The sequence below is a fragment of the Bacillus sp. LUNF1 genome (assembly GCF_011008975.1).
Classification (GTDB): Bacteria; Bacillota; Bacilli; order Bacillales; family Bacillaceae; genus Bacillus; species Bacillus velezensis.
In genome coordinates this window covers 3479174-3499009 of record NZ_CP048876.1, presented here as the reverse complement: position 1 = coordinate 3499009, position 19836 = coordinate 3479174, and the positions used below count along the sequence as shown (strand labels likewise).

At 46.5% G+C, this 19836-nt stretch carries 17 protein-coding genes; 8 read left to right on the top strand and 9 right to left on the bottom strand.

Annotated elements, in window-relative coordinates:
* Positions 1-51 precede the first annotated feature (51 nt).
* From G4O42_RS17310 to G4O42_RS17300, 3 genes are read right to left on the bottom strand one after another with little or no spacing between them, the layout of a single operon-like run.
* Positions 52-1185 carry a Ger(x)C family spore germination protein gene (locus tag G4O42_RS17310; RefSeq protein ID WP_007614183.1) on the bottom strand — a complete coding sequence of 378 codons (1134 nt, stop codon included), beginning with the start codon at positions 1183-1185 and terminating at the stop codon, positions 52-54.
* On the bottom strand, positions 1175-2266 hold the full coding sequence (locus G4O42_RS17305) for a GerAB/ArcD/ProY family transporter (protein ID WP_032876081.1): 1092 nt from the start codon (positions 2264-2266) through the stop codon (positions 1175-1177). The genes G4O42_RS17310 and G4O42_RS17305 overlap by 11 nt, the downstream gene beginning before the upstream one ends.
* Positions 2256-3725 (bottom strand): spore germination protein, encoded by a 1470-nt coding sequence (locus G4O42_RS17300; RefSeq protein WP_032876084.1) that lies wholly within the window; start codon positions 3723-3725, stop codon positions 2256-2258. Before G4O42_RS17300 ends, G4O42_RS17305 begins: the two co-directional genes overlap by 11 nt.
* A gap of 730 nt (positions 3726-4455) precedes the next feature.
* Between G4O42_RS17300 and pgsB the strand changes: the two genes are divergently transcribed.
* From pgsB to G4O42_RS17275, 5 genes are all read left to right on the top strand, one after another.
* Positions 4456-5637: a poly-gamma-glutamate synthase PgsB gene (gene pgsB / locus G4O42_RS17295; protein WP_003151337.1), complete on the top strand. Its 1182-nt coding sequence runs from the start codon at positions 4456-4458 to the stop codon at positions 5635-5637.
* A 14-nt stretch (positions 5638-5651) separates the two neighbouring features.
* Entirely contained in the window at positions 5652-6101 is a 450-nt protein-coding gene (pgsC, locus tag G4O42_RS17290; RefSeq protein WP_003151340.1) for a poly-gamma-glutamate biosynthesis protein PgsC, read from the top strand.
* Between the two features lie 18 nt (positions 6102-6119).
* The gene (locus G4O42_RS17285; protein ID WP_007614174.1) at positions 6120-7268 is read left to right on the top strand and encodes a CapA family protein; all 1149 of its coding nucleotides are present in this window, start codon (positions 6120-6122) and stop codon (positions 7266-7268) included.
* Positions 7269-7275: 7 nt separating this feature from the next.
* Positions 7276-7437, top strand: coding sequence for an extrachromosomal elements maintenance protein EdmS (gene edmS / locus G4O42_RS17280; protein ID WP_003151344.1), 162 nt, complete (start codon positions 7276-7278; stop codon positions 7435-7437).
* 150 nt (positions 7438-7587) lie between these two features.
* Entirely contained in the window at positions 7588-8823 is a 1236-nt protein-coding gene (locus tag G4O42_RS17275) for a C40 family peptidase (RefSeq protein WP_032876086.1), read from the top strand.
* 38 nt (positions 8824-8861) lie between these two features.
* Here G4O42_RS17275 and G4O42_RS17270 read toward each other — a convergent pair whose 3' ends face one another.
* The 3 genes from G4O42_RS17270 to G4O42_RS17260 all read right to left on the bottom strand — a co-directional run bounded on the left by G4O42_RS17270 (position 8862) and on the right by G4O42_RS17260 (position 11706).
* Positions 8862-9587, bottom strand: coding sequence for a sunset domain-containing protein (locus tag G4O42_RS17270; protein ID WP_032876089.1), 726 nt, complete (start codon positions 9585-9587; stop codon positions 8862-8864).
* A 120-nt stretch (positions 9588-9707) separates the two neighbouring features.
* Complete coding sequence (locus tag G4O42_RS17265) at positions 9708-10565, bottom strand: Cof-type HAD-IIB family hydrolase (protein WP_032876094.1); 858 nt, start codon at positions 10563-10565, stop codon at positions 9708-9710.
* Between the two features lie 154 nt (positions 10566-10719).
* Complete coding sequence (locus tag G4O42_RS17260) at positions 10720-11706, bottom strand: LCP family protein (RefSeq protein ID WP_007407510.1); 987 nt, start codon at positions 11704-11706, stop codon at positions 10720-10722.
* Positions 11707-12009: 303 nt separating this feature from the next.
* On the opposite strand from G4O42_RS17260, the gene G4O42_RS17255 reads away from it, so the two are divergent.
* Both G4O42_RS17255 and G4O42_RS17250 read left to right on the top strand, forming a co-directional pair.
* Entirely contained in the window at positions 12010-13386 is a 1377-nt protein-coding gene (locus G4O42_RS17255; RefSeq protein ID WP_032876096.1) for a sugar porter family MFS transporter, read from the top strand.
* A gap of 94 nt (positions 13387-13480) precedes the next feature.
* Positions 13481-14893: a glycosyltransferase gene (locus G4O42_RS17250; protein WP_079891110.1), complete on the top strand. Its 1413-nt coding sequence runs from the start codon at positions 13481-13483 to the stop codon at positions 14891-14893.
* A 3-nt stretch (positions 14894-14896) separates the two neighbouring features.
* Here the strand turns inward: G4O42_RS17250 and G4O42_RS17245 are convergent, their stop codons facing one another.
* Genes G4O42_RS17245 through gerBA form a run of 3 tightly spaced genes read right to left on the bottom strand, consistent with a single transcriptional unit; the run spans position 14897 to position 18587 of the window.
* Entirely contained in the window at positions 14897-16027 is a 1131-nt protein-coding gene (locus G4O42_RS17245) for a Ger(x)C family spore germination protein (protein ID WP_032876098.1), read from the bottom strand.
* Positions 16024-17130 carry a GerAB/ArcD/ProY family transporter gene (locus G4O42_RS17240; RefSeq protein ID WP_032876101.1) on the bottom strand — a complete coding sequence of 369 codons (1107 nt, stop codon included), beginning with the start codon at positions 17128-17130 and terminating at the stop codon, positions 16024-16026. Before G4O42_RS17240 ends, G4O42_RS17245 begins: the two co-directional genes overlap by 4 nt.
* A gap of 5 nt (positions 17131-17135) precedes the next feature.
* Complete coding sequence (gerBA, locus tag G4O42_RS17235; protein ID WP_032876103.1) at positions 17136-18587, bottom strand: spore germination protein GerBA; 1452 nt, start codon at positions 18585-18587, stop codon at positions 17136-17138.
* 219 nt (positions 18588-18806) lie between these two features.
* Between gerBA and manA the strand changes: the two genes are divergently transcribed.
* A complete protein-coding gene (gene manA / locus G4O42_RS17230) occupies positions 18807-19757 on the top strand; it encodes a mannose-6-phosphate isomerase, class I (protein ID WP_032876948.1) in 951 nt (316 codons plus the stop codon).
* Positions 19758-19836: the final 79 nt, after the last annotated feature.

Sequence of the window (19836 nt, the reverse complement as noted above, 5' to 3'; positions counted from 1 at the left end):
AGTAACACGAATCATTTCGGTTGGCAACAAAAAAAGAGACCGGGGTCTCTTTTAGTTCACGATGCCGATTTGTGAGATATTCACTTTGATATCAGGGATTATCTCGATGGAAGGATAGACCTCACGCCAATTGAGCCGCTTGCCCCGCTCATAATAATGGGTTTGATATTTACGGCCGATGCCGAGGATATCCGAGTTGTGCTCCTGAATATGGCTGATCACCGATCTGGCCTGGCTGTTCAAATTTGCTGATGCTTGTTTGTTCATTTGGTCGATTGCCGTATAAGAATTCAGCTTGTCCTTTGGATATTCCAAGACGCGTGCATTCAGTTTTAAACGGATTTTCACTTTTATATGCTGCGGATCTGTATCTATAAATACAATCTTTCGCGTGGCATCCGTGATGCCGAGAGAAAGATAATTTTCAATATCCATTTTGTATTTGTCCCACAGCTTCAGATTAATATTAGCCGATTTATTAAATTGCCCGCTTAAAAGGGTCAGGAGGGTTGAATCCTGACCGAGCACCTCAGTCACTTTCCGCTGGCCGCTGAACAGGGCAGAACCCTCTATCTTTATCGTCTGTCCGTTAATCGATAAATAAGGAAGGGCGAAATCCTTATCAGCCGTCAGCATGCTTGAACGGATGGATTGCAAATTTTCCATGCTGATATTTGATTCCGCATTAGCGCTTGTTAATAAATTCGTTAAATACTTGCTGACGATCAATTTCTGCCGGACGATCAGCTTCAGCACTTCAATCGCCTCACCGTCTTTGACAACCGCCGGATGAGCGAGAAGCGGGCTTTTCGGATCTCTGTAAAAGACATCGAGATAAGGAAAAAGCGGTTTTTCCGCCATTTTCTCACCGATTAATAAGACTCTTTGCTTGGACGTGTCAATGCGCTGATCGACAAGCTTATCCAATTGAAACCGCGCTTCACGGATGGTATGCCCGGAAGCGCTGAGCACCGTCGTAATGAATGAGCCGCCCGTTTCCTGTTCCGCCTGGGAGGACTGAACCTTCCGATAGGTGATGCCGATTTTATTTTTACCGTCATGATCAACATCAAGGCTTGCGGTCAGCACGAGAGAAATATCTTTCAGCAAATTTTGATCCCAGCAGCCCGCAAGTGTCAGGCTTGCACACATGAGACTGATAAGAACCGCTTTTTTAATGCGCATGGCGGACACCCTTTTTGCGTACAAGGACAATCAATACCATAAACAACGGAAACAAATACACAAACACAATATCGGAAATGCGGAAAAACTGATCCAGCTGCTGTATCGTTTTATCTGTGCTTGTGGCCCAAATAGACAGAAGGAAGACGAGCAGGGCCAGCGGATAAACAAACCGGCTGTGGTCTTTTTGATTGAACAGCTTGGCAATGCCGGTGCTTGCCAAGTAAAACACGTTGGCCAGCGTTGAAAAGACGGTCACGAACCAAAACGTCAAAAAGAGCAGATCCGTCCGTTCGATAATTCTGAATGAAACGGTTTTTAACAGGTACAGCACAGGCTCCGGGATCATTTTTATTTCTTCGGGGCTGATTGTGACAAAGCAAGCAAGGGTGATATACAGGTAATAAAGGATAATCAAGATGTTTGAAATCGTCAGTATTTTGTAGCGCTGGCTGACGGTGCAGTTGATAAGGGGCCCGATTACGAGCGCCGCCTGAAAGCCGGTAATGCTGACAAGTGTTTGCTGCACCCCGGTAAGCATGTCTTTTGCGGTTCCGTGAAAAATCGGCATAATGTATGTGATATCGGCTTTTCCCAGCGTGTATAAAATCGGCAGAGAGATCAGCAGCAAAAACGGTGTTAAGATAAAGCTGAACCTGGCGATCGCATTCAGCGGGGCTTGGGCGATATAGACAGAACCGAGGATCAGCATTAAGCTGACCACCCAATTCGGAGTCTGCGGGAGCACCCAGATATCCAATATCCGTGTAAATACAGAAAGAATGAGCGTGCAGAGAAACGCGAAATATAAAATATACAGCACCTGCACCCCTTTGCCGGCAAGTGTTCCGAACACCTCCTCCAGCATTTCGTACAGGTTCAGCTTCGGAAACCGGTGAAATAATATCATATACAGGCTGAATGTAAGCTGGACGAGCAATCCGGTAAGCAGAATGGAAATCCATCCGCTGCTTCCCGATTTCATCATCAGTAAATGGGGCAGCGCCAAAATGCCGATGCTGATCTGCGTCTGATTAATGAAAAACACGCCTTGAAGCCGGCTTATTTTTTTAGGCTTCATCTTTTCTCCACCCCCGAACATGTTTCATCTGCTTTGAGTCTTGCGGTCTCAAATAAAACGGCCTTCTTTTAATAAACCAAGCCGGCAGCCGGATAAATGCATCCTTCAAGTCGCTGAAATGAAACGGCGTCAGAGATGATAAATAAGGAACGCCGAGTGATTCAAGCTTACACAGGTTCATCAGAATAAGCCCGAAGCCGAGTGCGATGCCGATAAAACCGAACGACGATGCCAGAAACATAAGCGGAAACCTGAGCGTTCGGATGGACGTGCTCATTTCATATGAAGGAAGCACAAAAGAAGATACGGCCGTAACGGCTACGACGATAATCATCATATTAGAAATGAGTCCCGCCTGAACGACTGCGTCACCGATCACGAGACCGCCGACAATGCCGATCGTCTGACTGATCGGTTTCGGCAGCCTGATACCGGCTTCGCGGATCAGTTCAATTGTAATCTCCATAATCATGGCTTCTATCAGCGGAGGGAAGGGAATATCAACAATCGAATTTTTCATGGTGATAATCAGATCGTTGGGAATGACTTCGAAATGAAACGCAATCAGCGCGATATAAAAAGCGGGCAGCGTAATCGCGATCATAAAGGCGAAAAATCTCAGCACTCTTAAAAAACTGGCGGAAATCCATCTCGTGCTGTAGTCATCCGGAGATTGAAAAAAAGAAAAGAATGTGATCGGCGCAATCAAAGCCGACGGACTCCCGTCCATCATGATCAGTACACAGCCTTCCATCACGCATGCTTTTGCTTTATCCGGACGTTCCGTATGAATGATCTGCGGAAAAATGGAAAACGAATTATCTTCTATTGATTCCTCGATAATCCCGGGCGCAAGCACGCTGTCTATACGCAGGTATGACAGGCGCCGCTTCACTTCCTCCACAATCTCCGGATTGGCGATATTCTCAACAAAGATAACCGCAACTTTTGATTTGGCTCTTTCTCCGATATCCATATAATGAACGGAGAGATGGCGGTCCTGTATGTGAAACCGCAGCTGATGAATGTTCGTTTCCAAACTTTCCACAAACCCGTCATGGGCGCCGCGGATGATACTTTCAGATTCGGGTTCCATAATGGAACGTAGCGGATTCTGCCCGACGGAAAACAGCTTCGCTTTCCTCGATGCATCGCTGAGAAAAACAACCTGCCCGGCCAAAATCCCGTCAATGAGTTTTCTGGTTTCATCCGTTTCCGCACTGCTGACGGCATTCATCGTTTCCTCGAGCGGGCCGTTCTGCAGGGTGTCGCTTAACAGAAACTCATTCAGCTTCTGTTCTTCTATCATTTGTTCAATATAAAAGAAAGCGGTATGACGGTCCTGCAGTTTGATCCTTCGTATTTTAAAATCACCGCAAACACACATCAGCTCCTGCATTTCCCGTACAGCCGATTCAAAATCGCCGGGAATCCGTTTGTTTTGTTTATCCGCAGACATCAGACCGCCTCCTTTCCCGGTTATCTGTAGTTTTCAGCGGGTATTCCTTTTTTATGCATTTTATAAAATAGAGGAGCTCCTCGATGTTTTACCAAGAACTTCACATTTATGGATGAATATTTCTTGAACGAATATAAAGATTTATTAAAATTATTTCAAAAGAGGGATAAATGTCCTGTAAATGGTTTAAAAGGAGAAAGGCTTTCCGCATATAAAATGTGTATTTCTTGTAAACACTCCGGACCCGTCTTATTCTGTCATGTACCAGTCATTCCGCTAGTTATTTTGGAATGGGACTGAAAGCAGGATACGGGGGAAAATGAATGACTTTATGACCTTATCCTTAACAAAACAGGCAGTCTGCACACAGCGGACAGAGAGTCCCGAAACGTATGCGCAGTGCGAAAAACGCTGATACAAACGGGCTGGAAAAGATGGATTATCATTACATCTTTTTCTTCCGGAACGCGAATAGTTCCATTGGTCCAAATGAATTTCTTTGTGCAAATGTAAACGCATTCATTTTTCTTTTGAAAAATTGAAGTAAGGTTGAAGTCCTGCCTATTCCCAAAAAAAGCAATTCGATAATAGGAAGAATAGCGTCACTAATAGAGAAGTTTGGCTCAGTGAAAGCGGGAACATTATGTTACATAATGCCGATTGAGAATTCATAGTGAAGCTATATACTGATGAATGAATTTATCAATACAGAAGGAGATGTCAAAAATCAATGTGGTTACTCATTATAGCCTGTGCTGCCGTACTAATCATCGGAATCATTGAAAAAAGGCGGCATCAGAAGAATATCGATGCTCTGCCAGTACGCGTCAATATTAATGGTATCCGCGGAAAGTCAACCGTAACGAGGCTGACGACCGGAATACTGATGGAGGCGGGCTACAAAACAGTCGGAAAAACGACGGGAACAGATGCAAGGATGATTTATTGGGATACACCTGAGGAGAAACCGATCAAACGGAAACCGCAGGGCCCGAATATCGGCGAGCAAAAAGAAGTAATGAAGGAAACCGTAGAACGGGGCGCCAATGCCATTGTCAGTGAATGTATGGCGGTAAACCCGGATTATCAGATTATCTTTCAGGAAGAACTCCTTCAAGCCAACATCGGCGTCATCGTGAATGTGCTTGAAGACCATATGGACGTCATGGGGCCGACGCTTGATGAAATCGCTGAAGCATTTACCGCGACGATCCCGTATAACGGTCACCTTGTCATTACAGACAGTGAATACACAGACTTCTTTAAAGAAAAAGCCGCAGAGCGAAATACCGAGGTCATTATTGCGGATAACTCTAAAATTACAGATGAATACCTTCGTAAATTTGAATATATGGTCTTTCCTGATAACGCTTCCCTTGCGCTCGGCGTTGCCCAGGCTCTTGGGATAGATGAAGAAACGGCGTTTAAAGGAATGCTGAATGCGCCGCCTGATCCTGGCGCCATGAGAATCCTGCCGCTGCTCAGCACGAAGGAGCCCGGTCATTTCGTAAACGGCTTTGCCGCAAATGATGCATCTTCTACTTTAAATATATGGAAACGTGTAAAGGAAATCGGCTACCCGACAGATGAACCGATCGTTATCATGAACTGCCGCGCCGACCGTGTGGACAGAACGATTCAGTTCGCAAACGACGTGCTTCCGTACATTAAAACGAAGGAACTCATACTCATCGGCGAGACGACTGAACCGATCGTCAGAGCTTATGAAGAAGGCAAGATTCCTGCCGATACACTGCACGATCTGGAATATAAATCAACAGACGAAATCATGGACGTGCTGAAAACAAGAATGCAAAACCGTGTCATATATGGCGTCGGCAATATCCACGGTTCAGCGGAACCATTAATTGAAAAAATTCAAGAGTATAAGGTGAAACAGCTCGTTAGCTAGGAGGAAAAGGATAAATGTTCGGATCAGATTTATACATCTCACTTATTTTAGGCGTGTTAATCAGTTTAATTTTCGCGGAAAAAACAGGTATCGTACCTGCCGGTTTAGTTGTGCCGGGTTATTTAGGGCTCGTTTTTAACCAGCCGGTCTTTATTTTACTCGTACTGCTGGTGAGTCTTCTTACATACGTGATCGTCAAATACGGTTTATCCAGATTTATGATTTTGTACGGACGCAGAAAATTCGCAGCTATGCTGATAACGGGAATCTGCTTAAAAATCGCCCTTGATTTCCTTTACCCGATCGTACCGTTTGAGATATCAGAATTCCGAGGAATCGGTATCATCGTACCTGGTCTGATCGCCAATACCATTCAAAAACAGGGATTAACGATTACATTTGCCAGCACGCTGTTCTTAAGCGGCGCAACTTTTGCCATTATGTTTGCTTACTACTTAATCTAATGTAAGGTGTGTCAAACGATGAAAAAACAATTAAGCTTTCAAGAAAAACTGCTGAAGCTGACCAAACAGCAGAAAAAGAAGACCAATCTTCACGTTTTTATCGCGCTGCCGATCGTCTTTTGTCTGATGTTCGTCTGCATTCTGACAGGGAAGGCGGAAACGCCGAGTGTGAAAAGAAATGCCGATGACCTTGTATCAGCCTCATTCGTCGGAGATATTATGATGGGCCGGAATGTCGAGAAAGTGACAAAGCATAAAGGCACGGAGAGTGTCTTCCGTTACGCAAAGCCATTCTTCGAAGCATCCGACTATGTGTCGGGGAACTTTGAAAACCCGGTTACATATAAAAAGAACTACAAAGAAGCAGAAAAAAATATCCACCTTCAGTCAAACAAAGATGCCGTAAAAGTATTGAAGGACATGAATTTCACCGTTCTCACGGCAGCCAACAACCATGCGATGGATTACGGCCCTCAAGGAATGCGGGATACGGTTGAAGAGTTTTCAAAGCAAAATCTTGAACTTGTCGGCGCAGGCCTCACGCTGAAGGAAGCCGAGCAGAACATTTCTTATCAAGATGTAAACGGAATCAAAATCGCAACACTGGGTTTCACTGATGTTTCCGGAAAAGGCTTTGCAGCTAAACGAAATGCGCCGGGGGTGCTTCCGGCCGATCCAGAGCTGTTTATTCCGATGATTTCTAAAGCCAAAAAGAAAGCCGATCTTGTCATTGTTCAAACACACTGGGGACAGGAATACGATAATGATCCGAATGACAGACAGCGCCAATTGGCAAGAGCAATGTCAGATGCCGGAGCGGATATTATCGTCGGACACCATCCGCACGTGCTAGAACCGATCGAAATGTACCACGGCACCGTTATTTTCTACAGCCTGGGCAACTTCGTATTCGACCAGGGGTGGACAAGAACGAGAGACACGGCGCTTGTTCAATATCATCTGCAGAAAAACGGCACGGGACGCTTTGAAGTCACGCCGATGAATATTCATGAAGCAACGCCTGCACCGGTTAAAAAAGGCAGCATCAATCATAAAACGATCGTACGTGAACTGACGAAAGAATCGAATTTCGATTGGAGCGTCAAGGATGGAAAATTAACGTTTGATGTGGATCACAGCGATATCTTAAAAAAGAAAGCGGAGTGAAAAACAAATGAAAATCATTAAAGCGGGATGGCCGTTTGCCGCGATCATTATGGTATTTATGTTTATGTCAGCGTTTAAATACAATGATCAGCTCACAGATCAGGAAAAACAAAAAATTGATACGGAAATGCAAAAGATTCAGCAAGAGGACACAGCGGGCGCAAAATAAGCGCATGATTCCGCTTGCCGGCATATTGTTTGTTCCGAATCCAGTAAAGAATGCCCATAACGGGCATTCTTTTTTTGTGTGCTCTCCTAAACATTTGTTAAAAGTTACCGATGTAAAAACTACTAAAAATGAGGAGAGTGAATAGAAAACATGCTCACAAGCTGGAGGAAGTACATCCTTGCCGGCCTTATGATTTGTCTTGTGGCACCTGCAGTAACGAGAACGGAAATTGCTGAAGCGGATTCTCAAGTTTCTGTCCTGATGGTTTCAGACGCGCAAAAACTTGTCGGAAATAAATATGTTTACGGAGGCGAAGAGCCTGAGGACGGTTTTGATCCGTCCGGATTGATGCATTATCTTTTCAGCAGACAGAACATCCATCTGCCGAGAACGGTCAGTGATCAATGGAAAGTCGGAGCCGCCGTCAAAGAAAATGACCTTTTACCGGGAGATCTTGTGTTTTTCAAAAAGTCGGATTCCACACAAAACGCGCCCGTCCATGACGGTCTTTATATCGGAAACGGAGAGATGATACACAGTTCTCCGTCAGAAGGCGTAACCGTCACACGCTTTCAAAAAAGCAGTTATTGGATGAATTTATATCTTGGCGCAAAGCGGATTACAAAAGATCCGGAACTGGCTGATGATCCGATCGTTCAGGAGGCAGCCCGTTATCTCGACATTCCGTATGTATTCGGCGGAAGCACGCCCGAGGAGGGATTCGACTGTTCGGGGCTGGTCCAATATGTTTTTGAAAACAAGCTTCACATTTACCTGCCGAGATCTGCGGAACAGCAGTGGCTGGTCGGTGAGAAAATCAAACTGAGCGATATAAAGCCCGGAGACGTGATTTATTTCAGCGACACGTATAAAAAAGGAATTTCCCATGCGGGCATTTATGCGGGAGAGGGAAGGTTCATCCAAGCAAGCCGCTCCGCAAAAGTCACCATTTCTTACTTGTCGGAAGATTACTGGAAAAAACATTTTACGGGGGTGCGCCGATTCAGCAATTTAGCCATTTCTAAAGAAAATCCCGTTGTGTCCACAGCGGCCGATCATATCGGAATTTCTTATCTGAAAGGCGGCGTTTCACCGGAAACCGGCTTTGATACGGCGGGATTTGTTCAATACATCTATCAAAAAGCGAAAGGAATCAGCCTGCCGCGTTATGCGGACAAGCAGATGCAGGCGGGCGTTCCGGTCGATAAACAAGATCTGAAGCCCGGCGATCTGGTCTTCTTTAAAGCGGAAAGCCTGAATCCGGCCATTTATATCGGGAACGGACAAGTGATTCATGTCACCGTGTCCGCAGGCGTTACCATAACAAATATGAACACAAGCGCTTATTGGAAGGACAAATATGCGGGCAGCATCCGGCTTCCGTAAAAAAAGACGTCAGAGAGTGTCTCTGACGTCTTTTTCTTTTACCGTTTCGGCGCTCTGTATCCGGCCGCTACCGCATCCTCTACGGAACAGAACATTTCCGCGGGATCTGTCGTCCGGTCGTAGTATGTACTTCCCGGCGTGTGATAAATGCCGTTCCGGCTGCCTTTAATGTCGCATCCCTGTGAGGTGCCGGCTGCTTTCGTTTCGGCATGTCCGCCGGAGGAAGGGGCATTGTTTTGCGCCGTTTCCGCGTTTTCGGATGTTTTTGTTTCTGCTTTCTGCCGCTTTAAAGTTTTATTTTCTGACTGAAGCGTTTCAGCGGTCTTTTCGAGCTTCTTTTGTGAATTTTTTAATTTCTCATTGTCTTGTTTGAGTGATTTGTTTGTTTTTTTCAGCTCACTTATCTCTTGGCTGAGTTTGCTGAGTTTTTCTTCATTGCCGGCTTCGGCTTCGGATTTCTCCTTTTCGGCCGCGGCACTGATGCTTTCATATTTTTTCTCAAGCGCCTGGTGTTCCTTCGTCAATTTTTGATAAGCGGTATCAAGGGTGCTGTATTTCTCCTCTGCCTTCTCGGCCGAGGCGTCCGGTTCTGCGAGGGAGGCGCCGGTCAGAAGCAGGATAAATCCGCCGATGAGAAGGGGCCAAAACAGCTTTTTTGAAAAATGTTTTTCTTTTTTTGCCGCTTTGCATATGAGATGGAATATTCCGTATCCGACTGCGCAGAGAAAAGCTAAACATCCTATAATAGCGATTGCATTCGACATCATGAAACTCCTTTTTTCTTTATCTTACAATTTATTTTCATTTTTGGGAATTTCTTTTTTCGGAATTTCTTTTTTCGGAAACATGAAAAACCAGGCCGTGAAAGACCTGGCTTTTGCCTTTTATTGATCGTTGTCGAGAAGCCGGTTTATGAAATATGCGACGCCGTTTTCATCGTTGCTTTTTGTAATATACGTGCTTTTTTCCTTCAGTTCATCAATCGCATTGCCCATGGCGATGCGGTTTCCCGCCGCTTCAAACATGGAGAAATCATTCGGGCTGTCGCCGATGGCGTAAATATCCTGTTTTTCAATTCCGTACAGTGAGGCAAGCTCCGTCAGAGCACGTCCCTTTCCGGAACCGGCAGGGAGGATTTCGATAATGTGTTTCCCGGAAGATGTCTGGGATAATTTCGGATGATGTGTAATTTCTTCTTTGGCGTTTCTCAGTTTTTCCATATCAAAAGAGAAACAAAGAAGCTTGTAAACATGTTCGTCTCCGTTAAAAATCGCCTGTATATCCTGCACGGGTTTAATGCCGAATTGTTTGAACTGCGTCTTTGCGCCCTCCCATAATGTCCGAATATCTTCCTTGGGATTGGCGCTTTTCAGAATGTCCAGTTCTGCCTGCAGTTTGGACTCGCCGTCAAATGGGGACAGCAGATGATCATCTGTATAGACCTCAAAGTAAATGTCTTTGTCCGTTAAATAAGCGGCGATATCCTTCCCGGCCTGCTGATCCATTAAGAGCCGGCTGACGAGGCGGTATCCTTTGTCATGGACTGTCCCGCCGTTTGCCGCAATGATCGGAATATCCAAATCCTTTAAGAGCGCTTTTACATCAAACGTGGCTCTGCCCGTGCAGATGGCCACGAGAATGCCCGCTTCATCCGCTCTTTGTAAAGCCGCTCTGTTTTCCGGAGAAATCACACTGTCCGAGTTCAGTAATGTGCCGTCTAAGTCAATGGCTATCAATTTCATATGTATGGATGCCCTCCTTTAAAATAAAGCTGCTTCATGTAGTATGTTCAGCTTTGTGCGAAATCAGCAGAAAGCCGTCAGTTAAAAGGCTATACCTTCATGTCCTTTTTTTCAACAGAAAAACGGCGGGATTTGCTAATCCCGCCGTGACATCTTACGCGTTTAAATCATTTTTTAATTTCGTTTTCACTTCTTGAAGGTTTTCCTCATTCAGCTTGAAATAATAAATATTTTTGCCGTACTGAGGAGTGTAAATATAGCTGTCTGAACCTGTCAGCTGCAAAGAATCCACCGATTTCAGCGATGTGATAAACGGGAACAGACCGATGGCGTCATTAAGAGATAAGTTCATTTTTAAGTTTTTCCCTAAGCTGTCGACGATATCGTCATAAGATGGGATCGAGCTTAACGATTTAGATTTTTTAATAATGGCGCTCAGCACTTCCATCTGTCTTTGTCCGCGCATCAGATCGGTGTCCGCTTTGCGTGTTCTTACATAAGCCAGCGCCTGCTCACCGTCAAGCGTCTGGACGCCCGGCTTCAGCACGACTTTTCCTTTTGTATCGACTTTAATACGATCGGCAATTTTCTGGCTTTTCACATTTACCGTAACGCCGTTCAATTCATTGACGACATCTCGGAACGCGTCGAAGTTGCTCTCAACCACATAATCTACCGGAATATCAAGCATGTTTTCTACTGTTTTATAAGTTAAATTATAACCGCCGTAAGCATGTGCGTGCGCGAATTTGTCATAGCCGTGTCCCGGGATGTTGACATAGGAATCCCGCGGAATGCTGAGCATCGTCGCTGTTTTCTTTTTCCGGTTGAAGGTGACGAGCACGTTGGCGTCACTTCTTGCGTCATCTACTGATTCGCCCTTATTGTCACGGGCGTCTATTCCTAAAAGCAATACGGTGAAAGAATCCTTCTTCGGGTCAAATTCTTTGATCCGTTTTACGGACTGGTCGCCGCGGTCAAGGCTGACGTGCGCTTCTTTGGTCGCATTATTCAATTTCACAAATGCGTAGGTGCCGACGGAACCGGCGATCACCAATAAGAAAGCGGCGAATACCAGTACAAATTTCACCCATTTTCTGAGGCGTCTTTTCTTTTTTCTGCGTTGAGATCGTTCTTCCATATCATTACCTCTCGTTTCTATTCTTTGTGAAGCGTACCATAATTGTTGACTTGGAGCAAATCTGCAAATGAGAAAATTCCAAATCTTTCTCTCTATTTCGACAACATCTACTGTTATTTTTGCATCAGGTTCACATTATATTGGACGGCAGGAAGCGGGAAATGTTTCGTCGCTTTGTAAAAAATAATTAGTAAAATAATGGATATTAACGGTGCGGAAGGTTTGAAACGGACGGAAACAGGTAAAAGAAGCAGTAGAACAATTCCGCGCGTTACAGCGTTGGATGAAGGGAGTCTACATAACATGAAAAGCATACACTCGAATAAATGGCTCTATTTTTTCGGCGCACTCGGCGGCGCGTTATACGGATATGATACCGGAGTCATTTCCGGAGCTATTTTATTTATGAAAAAAGAACTGGGACTGAACGCCTTTACAGAAGGCCTCGTCGTCAGTTCGTTATTGGCGGGGGCGATTCTCGGATCGGGATTTGCCGGCAAACTGACCGACCGGTTCGGCAGGCGGAAGGCCATCATGGGAGCGGCGCTGCTGTTTTGTATAGGCGGTTTAGGAGTCGCTTTTGCCCCGAATACAGAGGTGATGGTTCTTTTCCGGATCATTCTCGGACTGGCTGTCGGAACATCTACAACGATCGTTCCGCTCTATTTATCGGAGCTGGCTCCGAAGCATAAACGGGGGGCGCTTTCTTCGCTGAATCAGCTGATGATTACGGTCGGAATCCTCGTTTCTTATATCGTGAACTATATATTTGCCGATGCAGGCGCTTGGCGCTGGATGCTTGGACTTGCGGTTGTGCCGTCAGTCATTCTGCTGATCGGAATCTTATTTATGCCGGAAAGCCCGCGCTGGCTGTTTACGATCGGCAAAGAAGAGAAAGCAAGAGAAATCCTTTCATCATTGCGGGGAACGAAGAATATTGATGATGAGATTGATCAGATGAAAGAAGCGGAAAAGGAAAACGAAGGCGGCTTGAAAGAATTGTTTGAGCCGTGGGTGAGACCCGCGCTGATTGCCGGCCTCGGACTTGCCTTTTTGCAGCAATTCATCGGGACAAATACAATTATTTATTACGCCCCGAAAACATTTACCAGTGTCGGGTTCGGCAATTCCGCGTCTATATTGGGAACGGTCGGAATCGGCGCCGTCAATGTCATCATGACGCTTGCGGCTATTAAAGTCATTGATAAAATCGGCCGGAAGCCGCTGCTGCTGGCCGGTAATGCGGGCATGGTCATCAGTCTGCTCGTATTGGCCGCGGTCAATCTCTTCTTTGAACATTCAGCAGCCGCATCATGGACAACGGTGATTTGTTTAGGCCTGTTTATCATTGTGTTTGCGGTCAGCTGGGGGCCTGCCGTGTGGGTCATGCTTCCTGAATTATTCCCGCTGCATGTCCGGGGTATCGGGACGGGTGTCTCCACTTTGATGCTGCATGCCGGAACATTGATTGTCTCATTAACCTATCCGATGTTAATGGAAGCAGTCGGCATCAGCTATTTATTTCTCATTTATGCCGCGATCGGGATACTGGCATTCCTGTTCGTCCGGTTTAAAGTGACCGAGACGAAGGGGAAAAGCCTTGAAGAAATTGAGCAGGATCTGAAAAGCCGTAACGGAGGCTCGGGATCAGAATCAAATCGGCGGACAGTTCATTCGTAATATTCAGTTTTAGGGGGGCGGTTATTTCACCGGCCCCTCAAAACGGATGCCGAGCGGGCGCCCGGTCACATAAATGACGGGGATATGTCATACGTTGTATAAAGTCACGATAAAGGCGGGGATGCCGGTGAAAACGAGTATTATTATCCTTACATATAATGAACTTGAGCTGACGAAAAAATGTCTGGCCAGCATTGAACGATACACCGACAAAGATAAGATTGAACTGATTATAGTTGACAACGGTTCCTCAGACGGAACGAGAGAATACATATCAAATCTGCCTGACGTCAAAGTCATCCTAAATGAAAAAAACCTCGGGTTCGCCAAAGGGTGCAACCAGGGAATCGAAGCGGCAGGGGGAGAAAATCTGCTGTTTCTGAACAACGATACGATGGTCACGAAAAATTGGCTCACCTCCATGCTGAGGGTGCTGTATCATTCTGAAAAAGCCGGTATGGTCGGGCCCGTCAGCAACTATGTCAGCGGCGCGCAAATGATCCATGACGCATATCATTCGCTTGATGAGCTGGAGTCATTCGCGGAGGCGTATTGCGCACGGAAAAAGCATCATACAAAGCGGGTGCTGCGCCTTGTCGGCTTCTGTCTTCTGGTGAAAAGAAGCGTCATTGAAGACATCGGCCCGTTCGATGAGCAATTCGGATACGGTTCTTTTGAAGATGATGACCTATGTCTGCGCGCCCTGCAAAAAGGCTACAGCCTGCACATCGCCCTCGATGCTTTTGTGCATCACCACGGGCACGCGACGTTTACGGCTAATCAGGATATCAATATCAATCAGTTATATTCGGAGAACCGCCAGCGGTTTACGGAAAAATGGGGCACTGATTTTACGTACTTTACTCATCCGAGACCGGAAATTGCGGAGCTCGTTCCCCGGGAGGCGAAACGGATACTTGATGTCGGCTGCGGGGCGGGGGCTACGGGGCTGGAACTTCAAAACAGACAGCCTTGCGAACTGTACGGAATAGAACTGCACCCGCTGGCGGCGCAAGCGGCAAAAGGGCACTATGAAGCGGTGCTGCAGGAAGATGTCGAAGAAGTGAAGCTGCCTTATCCGGAAGGCTTTTTTGATTGCATCATTTTCGCGGACATCCTTGAGCACTTAAAAGACCCGTGGCGCGTCATTGAAATGTATTCATCCTATTTGTCGCCTGCCGGATCAATCGTTTGCAGCATTCCGAATATTTCCCACGCCGAAGCGCTGTTCCCGCTTCTGCTCGGTGACTGGACATACAGAGACGCCGGCATTCTCGACCGCACCCACTTGCGGTTTTTTACGCCGCAGACGGTGTGCACGCTCTTTCCGGAAGAGACATTTGCTGTGAAAAAGCAGTCCTATACGTATGTTCACGTGGATGAGCGGGTGCAGCTGTTTTTACAGGAAATCACACGAATGGCGCAATCGATGCAATTTCCGGTGACACAGCTGCCCGAACAAAGCCGGATTTATCAAATTCTCCTCCGTGTCGAAAAAACAGGCTGAAGGCTACCGTCCCATCGTTCCGAAGTTGGTAATCTGAATGGAAACATCATAGTCAAAAGCCGCTTCGGAGAAGGTCTCATCCCAATGATGCTTTACTTTCTTCCAATAGTCGGGATATTGAATGCGGACTCTGTCAGAAAAGAATACAGGGTCCGTTTCATATTGATTCTGCAGCTTATCGATGACTTCTTTCACATCGCTTTTCAGTTTTTTTTCGAAAATCTTTTCCAGCCCGTTTAAATAGTGCTGATCGAATGAATCTTCTCCGGCATATTGATCCTCTGACAAAAGTCCTTTTGTTTTTACCGCTACATGAAATGACAGCTTCCCATTTTTCAGCCTGGGAGTGATGGTAGATGTTGATTTTTTGATCTCGAAGGTAATCGGGTGCCCCCCTTTATCCAAAGCGGGCAGCACGCCGCCCCGTATCGTCCCCATCAGCCAATTCAGGCTCTGTATTTCGTATGATGACAGAAAGCCCGCCAATCTGTTTTGTTTTGCGTTTTTGATAATGGCCGCTCCGTCATACACCGTTTTTCCTTTTTGATTGCTGACGGCCTGAATGAGAAAACTGAGTTTATTATGGCAGTAAATCGAAGCTCTCCCGATTCGGAGCGGTTTTAAAATCTTCCCGTTGTAGCCGCCGTTGTTCGTAAGGTCGATCAGCTTTTCCGCGGCCATGGGCTGCTGCTGATTCGGCGTCGGCTCCGTCAGAATATCGGACGCTTTTCCTCTTGCCGCGAAGAGATAGCTGCTCCGCCGTAATTCATCATCGCGGATAAAATGATTCATCATCTGCAGTATATTTTGGTCGGCCAGCAATTTGTCGCTGAATATCAGCACCTTTAAATGATCGCTGTAAACGGGTGGATCTTTTAAAGAGACTTCACTGACGGCTTCAAGTATGGTATCCCCCCGCGTCGTCACATTGACAAACATGGGCCGGCCGGAAGCCTGGCTGTTTTCGCTTTGGGGCAGCAGGTTTTGATAGGTTAATTTATATCGGCGGTCACTCGTCTCGTCTATCGCCAGCCCCCGGGCGAAAGACAGCTTTTCGACTTCCTTCGCGTCCCAGCATCCTGAAAGCGTCATCAGTATGAAAAGCGCAGCCGCCCATTTTATGAAAAGTGTCATGACGTCTGTTTCCTCCCGGCTATTTTTTTCATCCAGCTGACAAACCAGATGAGAAAAGGAATCATAATGACGGCAAAAAACGCATATCCGAGAATATTCGCGAATGCAAACACACTGTTGATATCATCGGGGTACATTGAAAGGCCGAATGTCACTGCCAATAAGCCTCCCAGCAGCCAGGCATTGTTTTTATTTTTCAGTTTGAAAATGGTGTTTAATCCGAGATGCGCTCCTTTAAAAGAACCGAGCATACAAGTAAACTGCTGGCATGTCCACGTAATTAAAAGAAAGATATCAAACCGCTCTATGAAAATGCCCCGGATTTCCAAGGCGTGAATCAGGGAAATGGTCGGATACGTCACCGTTTTGGCTTCAGCGACCGACATACAGCCGATGACGACAAGCAGCGTAATGCTGTAAAATAACCCTGCGCCTGCGATGCCGAAGACAGCAGCCTTTTTCGCCTGCTTCGGATTTTTCATAAACGGCACCAGATACAGAATCACCTCAAGTCCTGAAAAATACAAAAGGGTCCGCGGAAACATCTCAAAAAAGCTTTTGTAGCCTCCTTCCATGACCGGGCGGACGAAATCCAGATTAAACAGTCTCAGGCTGAATATAAGCAGCATAATCAGAATGACGATCGTAACCGGGAACAAATAGGCATAAAGCTTTGAAATGGGATAGACCCCGCCGGTCACATGGTAGATGCCGACCGCCAGAAAGATGAATATGACGGCACCCATCGGCGTATTTTTCAGTAAAAAGTAATTGATGACTTCACCGAGAAAACGGGCTTGAAAACAGACGGTGACGACAAAATAACAGCTGATGAATAAATTCAGAAGAGAACCGATAGCGCGGCCCATGATGCTTTGATTCAGCTCATAAATGGTTTCCCCGCTGTTTTTCTGCAAAAACGGCATAAAGAGCAGGACGATGCCGATAAACACGACACTCTGCACAAGAATAATGATCCATCCGCTCGGACTGTCCGCTGTTGCGGCGGAGCGCGGCAGTGTTAACACGCCCGCTCCGATCATTGTTCCGCTTACCATGAGAAGTGTCTGCATAAACGACAGCTTGTCTTCCGGTTTTTTCATGGGGATCACCTTTGCTTGATTTTATCTTTCGTCTCTTTTCTGGTCGGCCGTTTTTTCAAAAGAGGCGTCGGCAGTCTGACGATCGTATCTTTTAAGTCTTGGCCAGGATGCGCCATGATCGGAATAAGATAGTCCTGGCCGAAGCTTTTCAGACGCATCAGATGGCCGATGACAAGCAGATAGCACATGATCAGTCCGTATAAACCTAATATCGCCGACAGAATCATTGAAAAAATACGGATGAGCCTCAGCGGAAAATTGAACGCATAGGAGGGCGCCGTAAAAGAAGCCAACGCCGTAACGGATACGACAATAACCATCATCGCGCTGACAATATTCGCCTGAACGGCGGCCTGCCCGATCACCACGCCCCCGATCAGGCCGATCGTCTGTCCGATCGGCTTCGGCAGCCTGAGTCCGGCTTCTCTGATCATCTCGATCGTAAAAATCATGATGAACGCTTCAACAAAAGGAGGGAACGGGACATTCAATCTGCTCCCGGCAATCGTAACCGCCATTCTCGTCGGCAAAAGCCCCGTGTGAAACGTAACGAGCGATATGTAAAGGCCGGGTAAATAAATCGTGATTAAAATACATGTATACCGAAGCAGCCTGAGAAAGGTAACCGGAACCCACCGCTGATTATAATCGTCAGGGGAGTGGATAAATTCATCAACGGTAGCCGGCACCAAAAGGGTAAAAGGCGTTCCGTCTACAAGAATGGAAACCCTTCCTTCCAAAAGAGCGCCCATAACCCGGTCGGGCCGTTCGGTCGTCAAGACGGTCGGGAAAATAGAATACGTGTTATCTTCAATAAGCTGTTCGATCGCTCCTGATTCCGGAATGTCGTCAATGGTGATGGACTCCAGTCTTTTCATCACTTCTTTTACAACATCATCAGGGGCAATATCCCGAATGTAGGCAACGGCGATCCGCTTTTTTGTACGTTCGCCGATTGTGATCTCTTTGATCTGGAGGTTGGGATCACCGGACTGCTCGCGCAACAGCGCCGTGTTTGTTCGGAGCTTTTCGACAAAACCTATCCTCGGTCCTCGTTCAAGCACTTCTGAAGACGGTTCTTCAATATCACGCATTTTAAATGTTTCCGTCTCAAACGAAAGGGCTTCCTCCCATCCCTCCGCCAGCAAAACCGATTTGCCGGAGAAAATGTCTGCCTCCGCGTCCTTAAGTGAAGAAAGCCGGGTATGACGATAGCCGAAAGAGATGGATGACGGCGGTGTTTCAGCCGGTTCCTCTTGATGCCGGGCGGCCGCCTGCACGGGCGAAATAATATATTCCGCAAGCAATTGATTGTCGGTCAGTCCGTCTATATATATAAGACAGGCGTCACATTTGCCGTTTCCGTACGTAAACGAATAAAACATCATGTCATCGCTTTGGCCGAACCGTTTTTTCAGCACTTCAAGGTTTTTGCCGAGCTCCGCATGTATCGTCACAATGTTCCCCCCTTTTTCCATCAGTTATTTTAATTTGCGACAAACAAGGCATTTTATTCTGGAATAGGAAATGACTGAGCATTCCGCCCCATCCGAATGGTATAATGAGCAGGTCAGCCATTTTATACATATTGTTTTTAACTGCGGCTCCCTCCGTGTTTTAAAAAAAACACAGGGGGAATGGGATATGAGCCGCTTTTTAAGGGGAGGGGAACGAACATGACGCAAGAGCCGATTTTTTTACAGCCTGTATATAAAGAAAAACTATGGGGCGGCACGTTATTACGCGAACGATTCGGATATGACATACCTTCAGAAACAACCGGCGAATGCTGGGCGATTTCAGCCCATCCGCACGGAATGAGCACGGTCAAAAGCGGTCCGTATCAAGGGAAAACCTTGATGGAACTGTGGGATCAGCATAGAGAATTATTCGGCGGAACGGAAGGGGACCGGTTTCCGCTGCTGACGAAAATACTGGACGTCAAACATCATCTGTCTGTTAAAGTCCATCCTGACGATTATGACGCCGAGGAGCATGGACTGGGCGAAACGGGGAAATCTGAGTGCTGGTACATTATTGACTGTAAAGAAAATGCGGAAATCATATACGGTCACACGGCCCGTTCGAAAGCGGAACTTGTCACCATGATTAACAGCGGTGACTGGGAAGGCCTGCTGCGCCGCGTGAAGATCAAACCCGGCGATTTTTATTATGTGCCGAGCGGAACCATCCATGCCATTTGCGCGGGGGCGCTCGTGCTTGAAACACAGCAGAATTCAGAGGCGGCCTACCGGATATATGATTACGGGCGTACAGATCAAAACGGCCAGCCGCGTGAGCTGAATATCCGCGATGCCGTCAACGCCGCCACCGTTCCGCATGTGGACGGATTTTTGGATGAATCAACTGAAACGAGAAAAGGCGTCACCATCAAAACCTTTGTGCAGGGAGAATATTTTTCTGTATACAAATGGGATATCAGCGGGACGGCGGAAATGACCCAGGACGCTCCGTTTATGCTGTGCAGCGTCACAGAAGGAAGCGGCTCCATCATCTGTGAAGGCAAGTCTGCCAAGCTTGAAAAAGGCGCGCATTTCATACTGCCGGATCAGATGCCTGACTTTACGATAAACGGAGATTGCACGCTCATCGTTTCTCATATATAAAACCAAACTTAATCCCAGCTCTGGGATTAAGTTTTTTTTATTTGGAAAATTGGGTGGTTTCTCTCTGTAAAAATGAAGA

What these genes read in the sequence shown, in the direction of transcription:
- G4O42_RS17310 (WP_007614183.1), bottom strand. Translation starts at nt 1,185, where the DNA reads ATGCGCATTAAAAAAGCGGTTCTTATCAGTCTCATGTGTGCAAGCCTG.
- G4O42_RS17305 (WP_032876081.1), bottom strand. Translation starts at nt 2,266, where the DNA reads ATGAAGCCTAAAAAAATAAGCCGGCTTCAAGGCGTGTTTTTCATTAAT.
- G4O42_RS17300 (WP_032876084.1), bottom strand. Translation starts at nt 3,725, where the DNA reads ATGTCTGCGGATAAACAAAACAAACGGATTCCCGGCGATTTTGAATCG.
- pgsB (WP_003151337.1), top strand. Translation starts at nt 4,456, where the DNA reads ATGTGGTTACTCATTATAGCCTGTGCTGCCGTACTAATCATCGGAATC.
- pgsC (WP_003151340.1), top strand. Translation starts at nt 5,652, where the DNA reads ATGTTCGGATCAGATTTATACATCTCACTTATTTTAGGCGTGTTAATC.
- G4O42_RS17285 (WP_007614174.1), top strand. Translation starts at nt 6,120, where the DNA reads ATGAAAAAACAATTAAGCTTTCAAGAAAAACTGCTGAAGCTGACCAAA.
- edmS (WP_003151344.1), top strand. Translation starts at nt 7,276, where the DNA reads ATGAAAATCATTAAAGCGGGATGGCCGTTTGCCGCGATCATTATGGTA.
- G4O42_RS17275 (WP_032876086.1), top strand. Translation starts at nt 7,588, where the DNA reads ATGCTCACAAGCTGGAGGAAGTACATCCTTGCCGGCCTTATGATTTGT.
- G4O42_RS17270 (WP_032876089.1), bottom strand. Translation starts at nt 9,587, where the DNA reads ATGTCGAATGCAATCGCTATTATAGGATGTTTAGCTTTTCTCTGCGCA.
- G4O42_RS17265 (WP_032876094.1), bottom strand. Translation starts at nt 10,565, where the DNA reads ATGAAATTGATAGCCATTGACTTAGACGGCACATTACTGAACTCGGAC.
- G4O42_RS17260 (WP_007407510.1), bottom strand. Translation starts at nt 11,706, where the DNA reads ATGGAAGAACGATCTCAACGCAGAAAAAAGAAAAGACGCCTCAGAAAA.
- G4O42_RS17255 (WP_032876096.1), top strand. Translation starts at nt 12,010, where the DNA reads ATGAAAAGCATACACTCGAATAAATGGCTCTATTTTTTCGGCGCACTC.
- G4O42_RS17245 (WP_032876098.1), bottom strand. Translation starts at nt 16,027, where the DNA reads ATGACACTTTTCATAAAATGGGCGGCTGCGCTTTTCATACTGATGACG.
- G4O42_RS17240 (WP_032876101.1), bottom strand. Translation starts at nt 17,130, where the DNA reads ATGAAAAAACCGGAAGACAAGCTGTCGTTTATGCAGACACTTCTCATG.
- manA (WP_032876948.1), top strand. Translation starts at nt 18,807, where the DNA reads ATGACGCAAGAGCCGATTTTTTTACAGCCTGTATATAAAGAAAAACTA.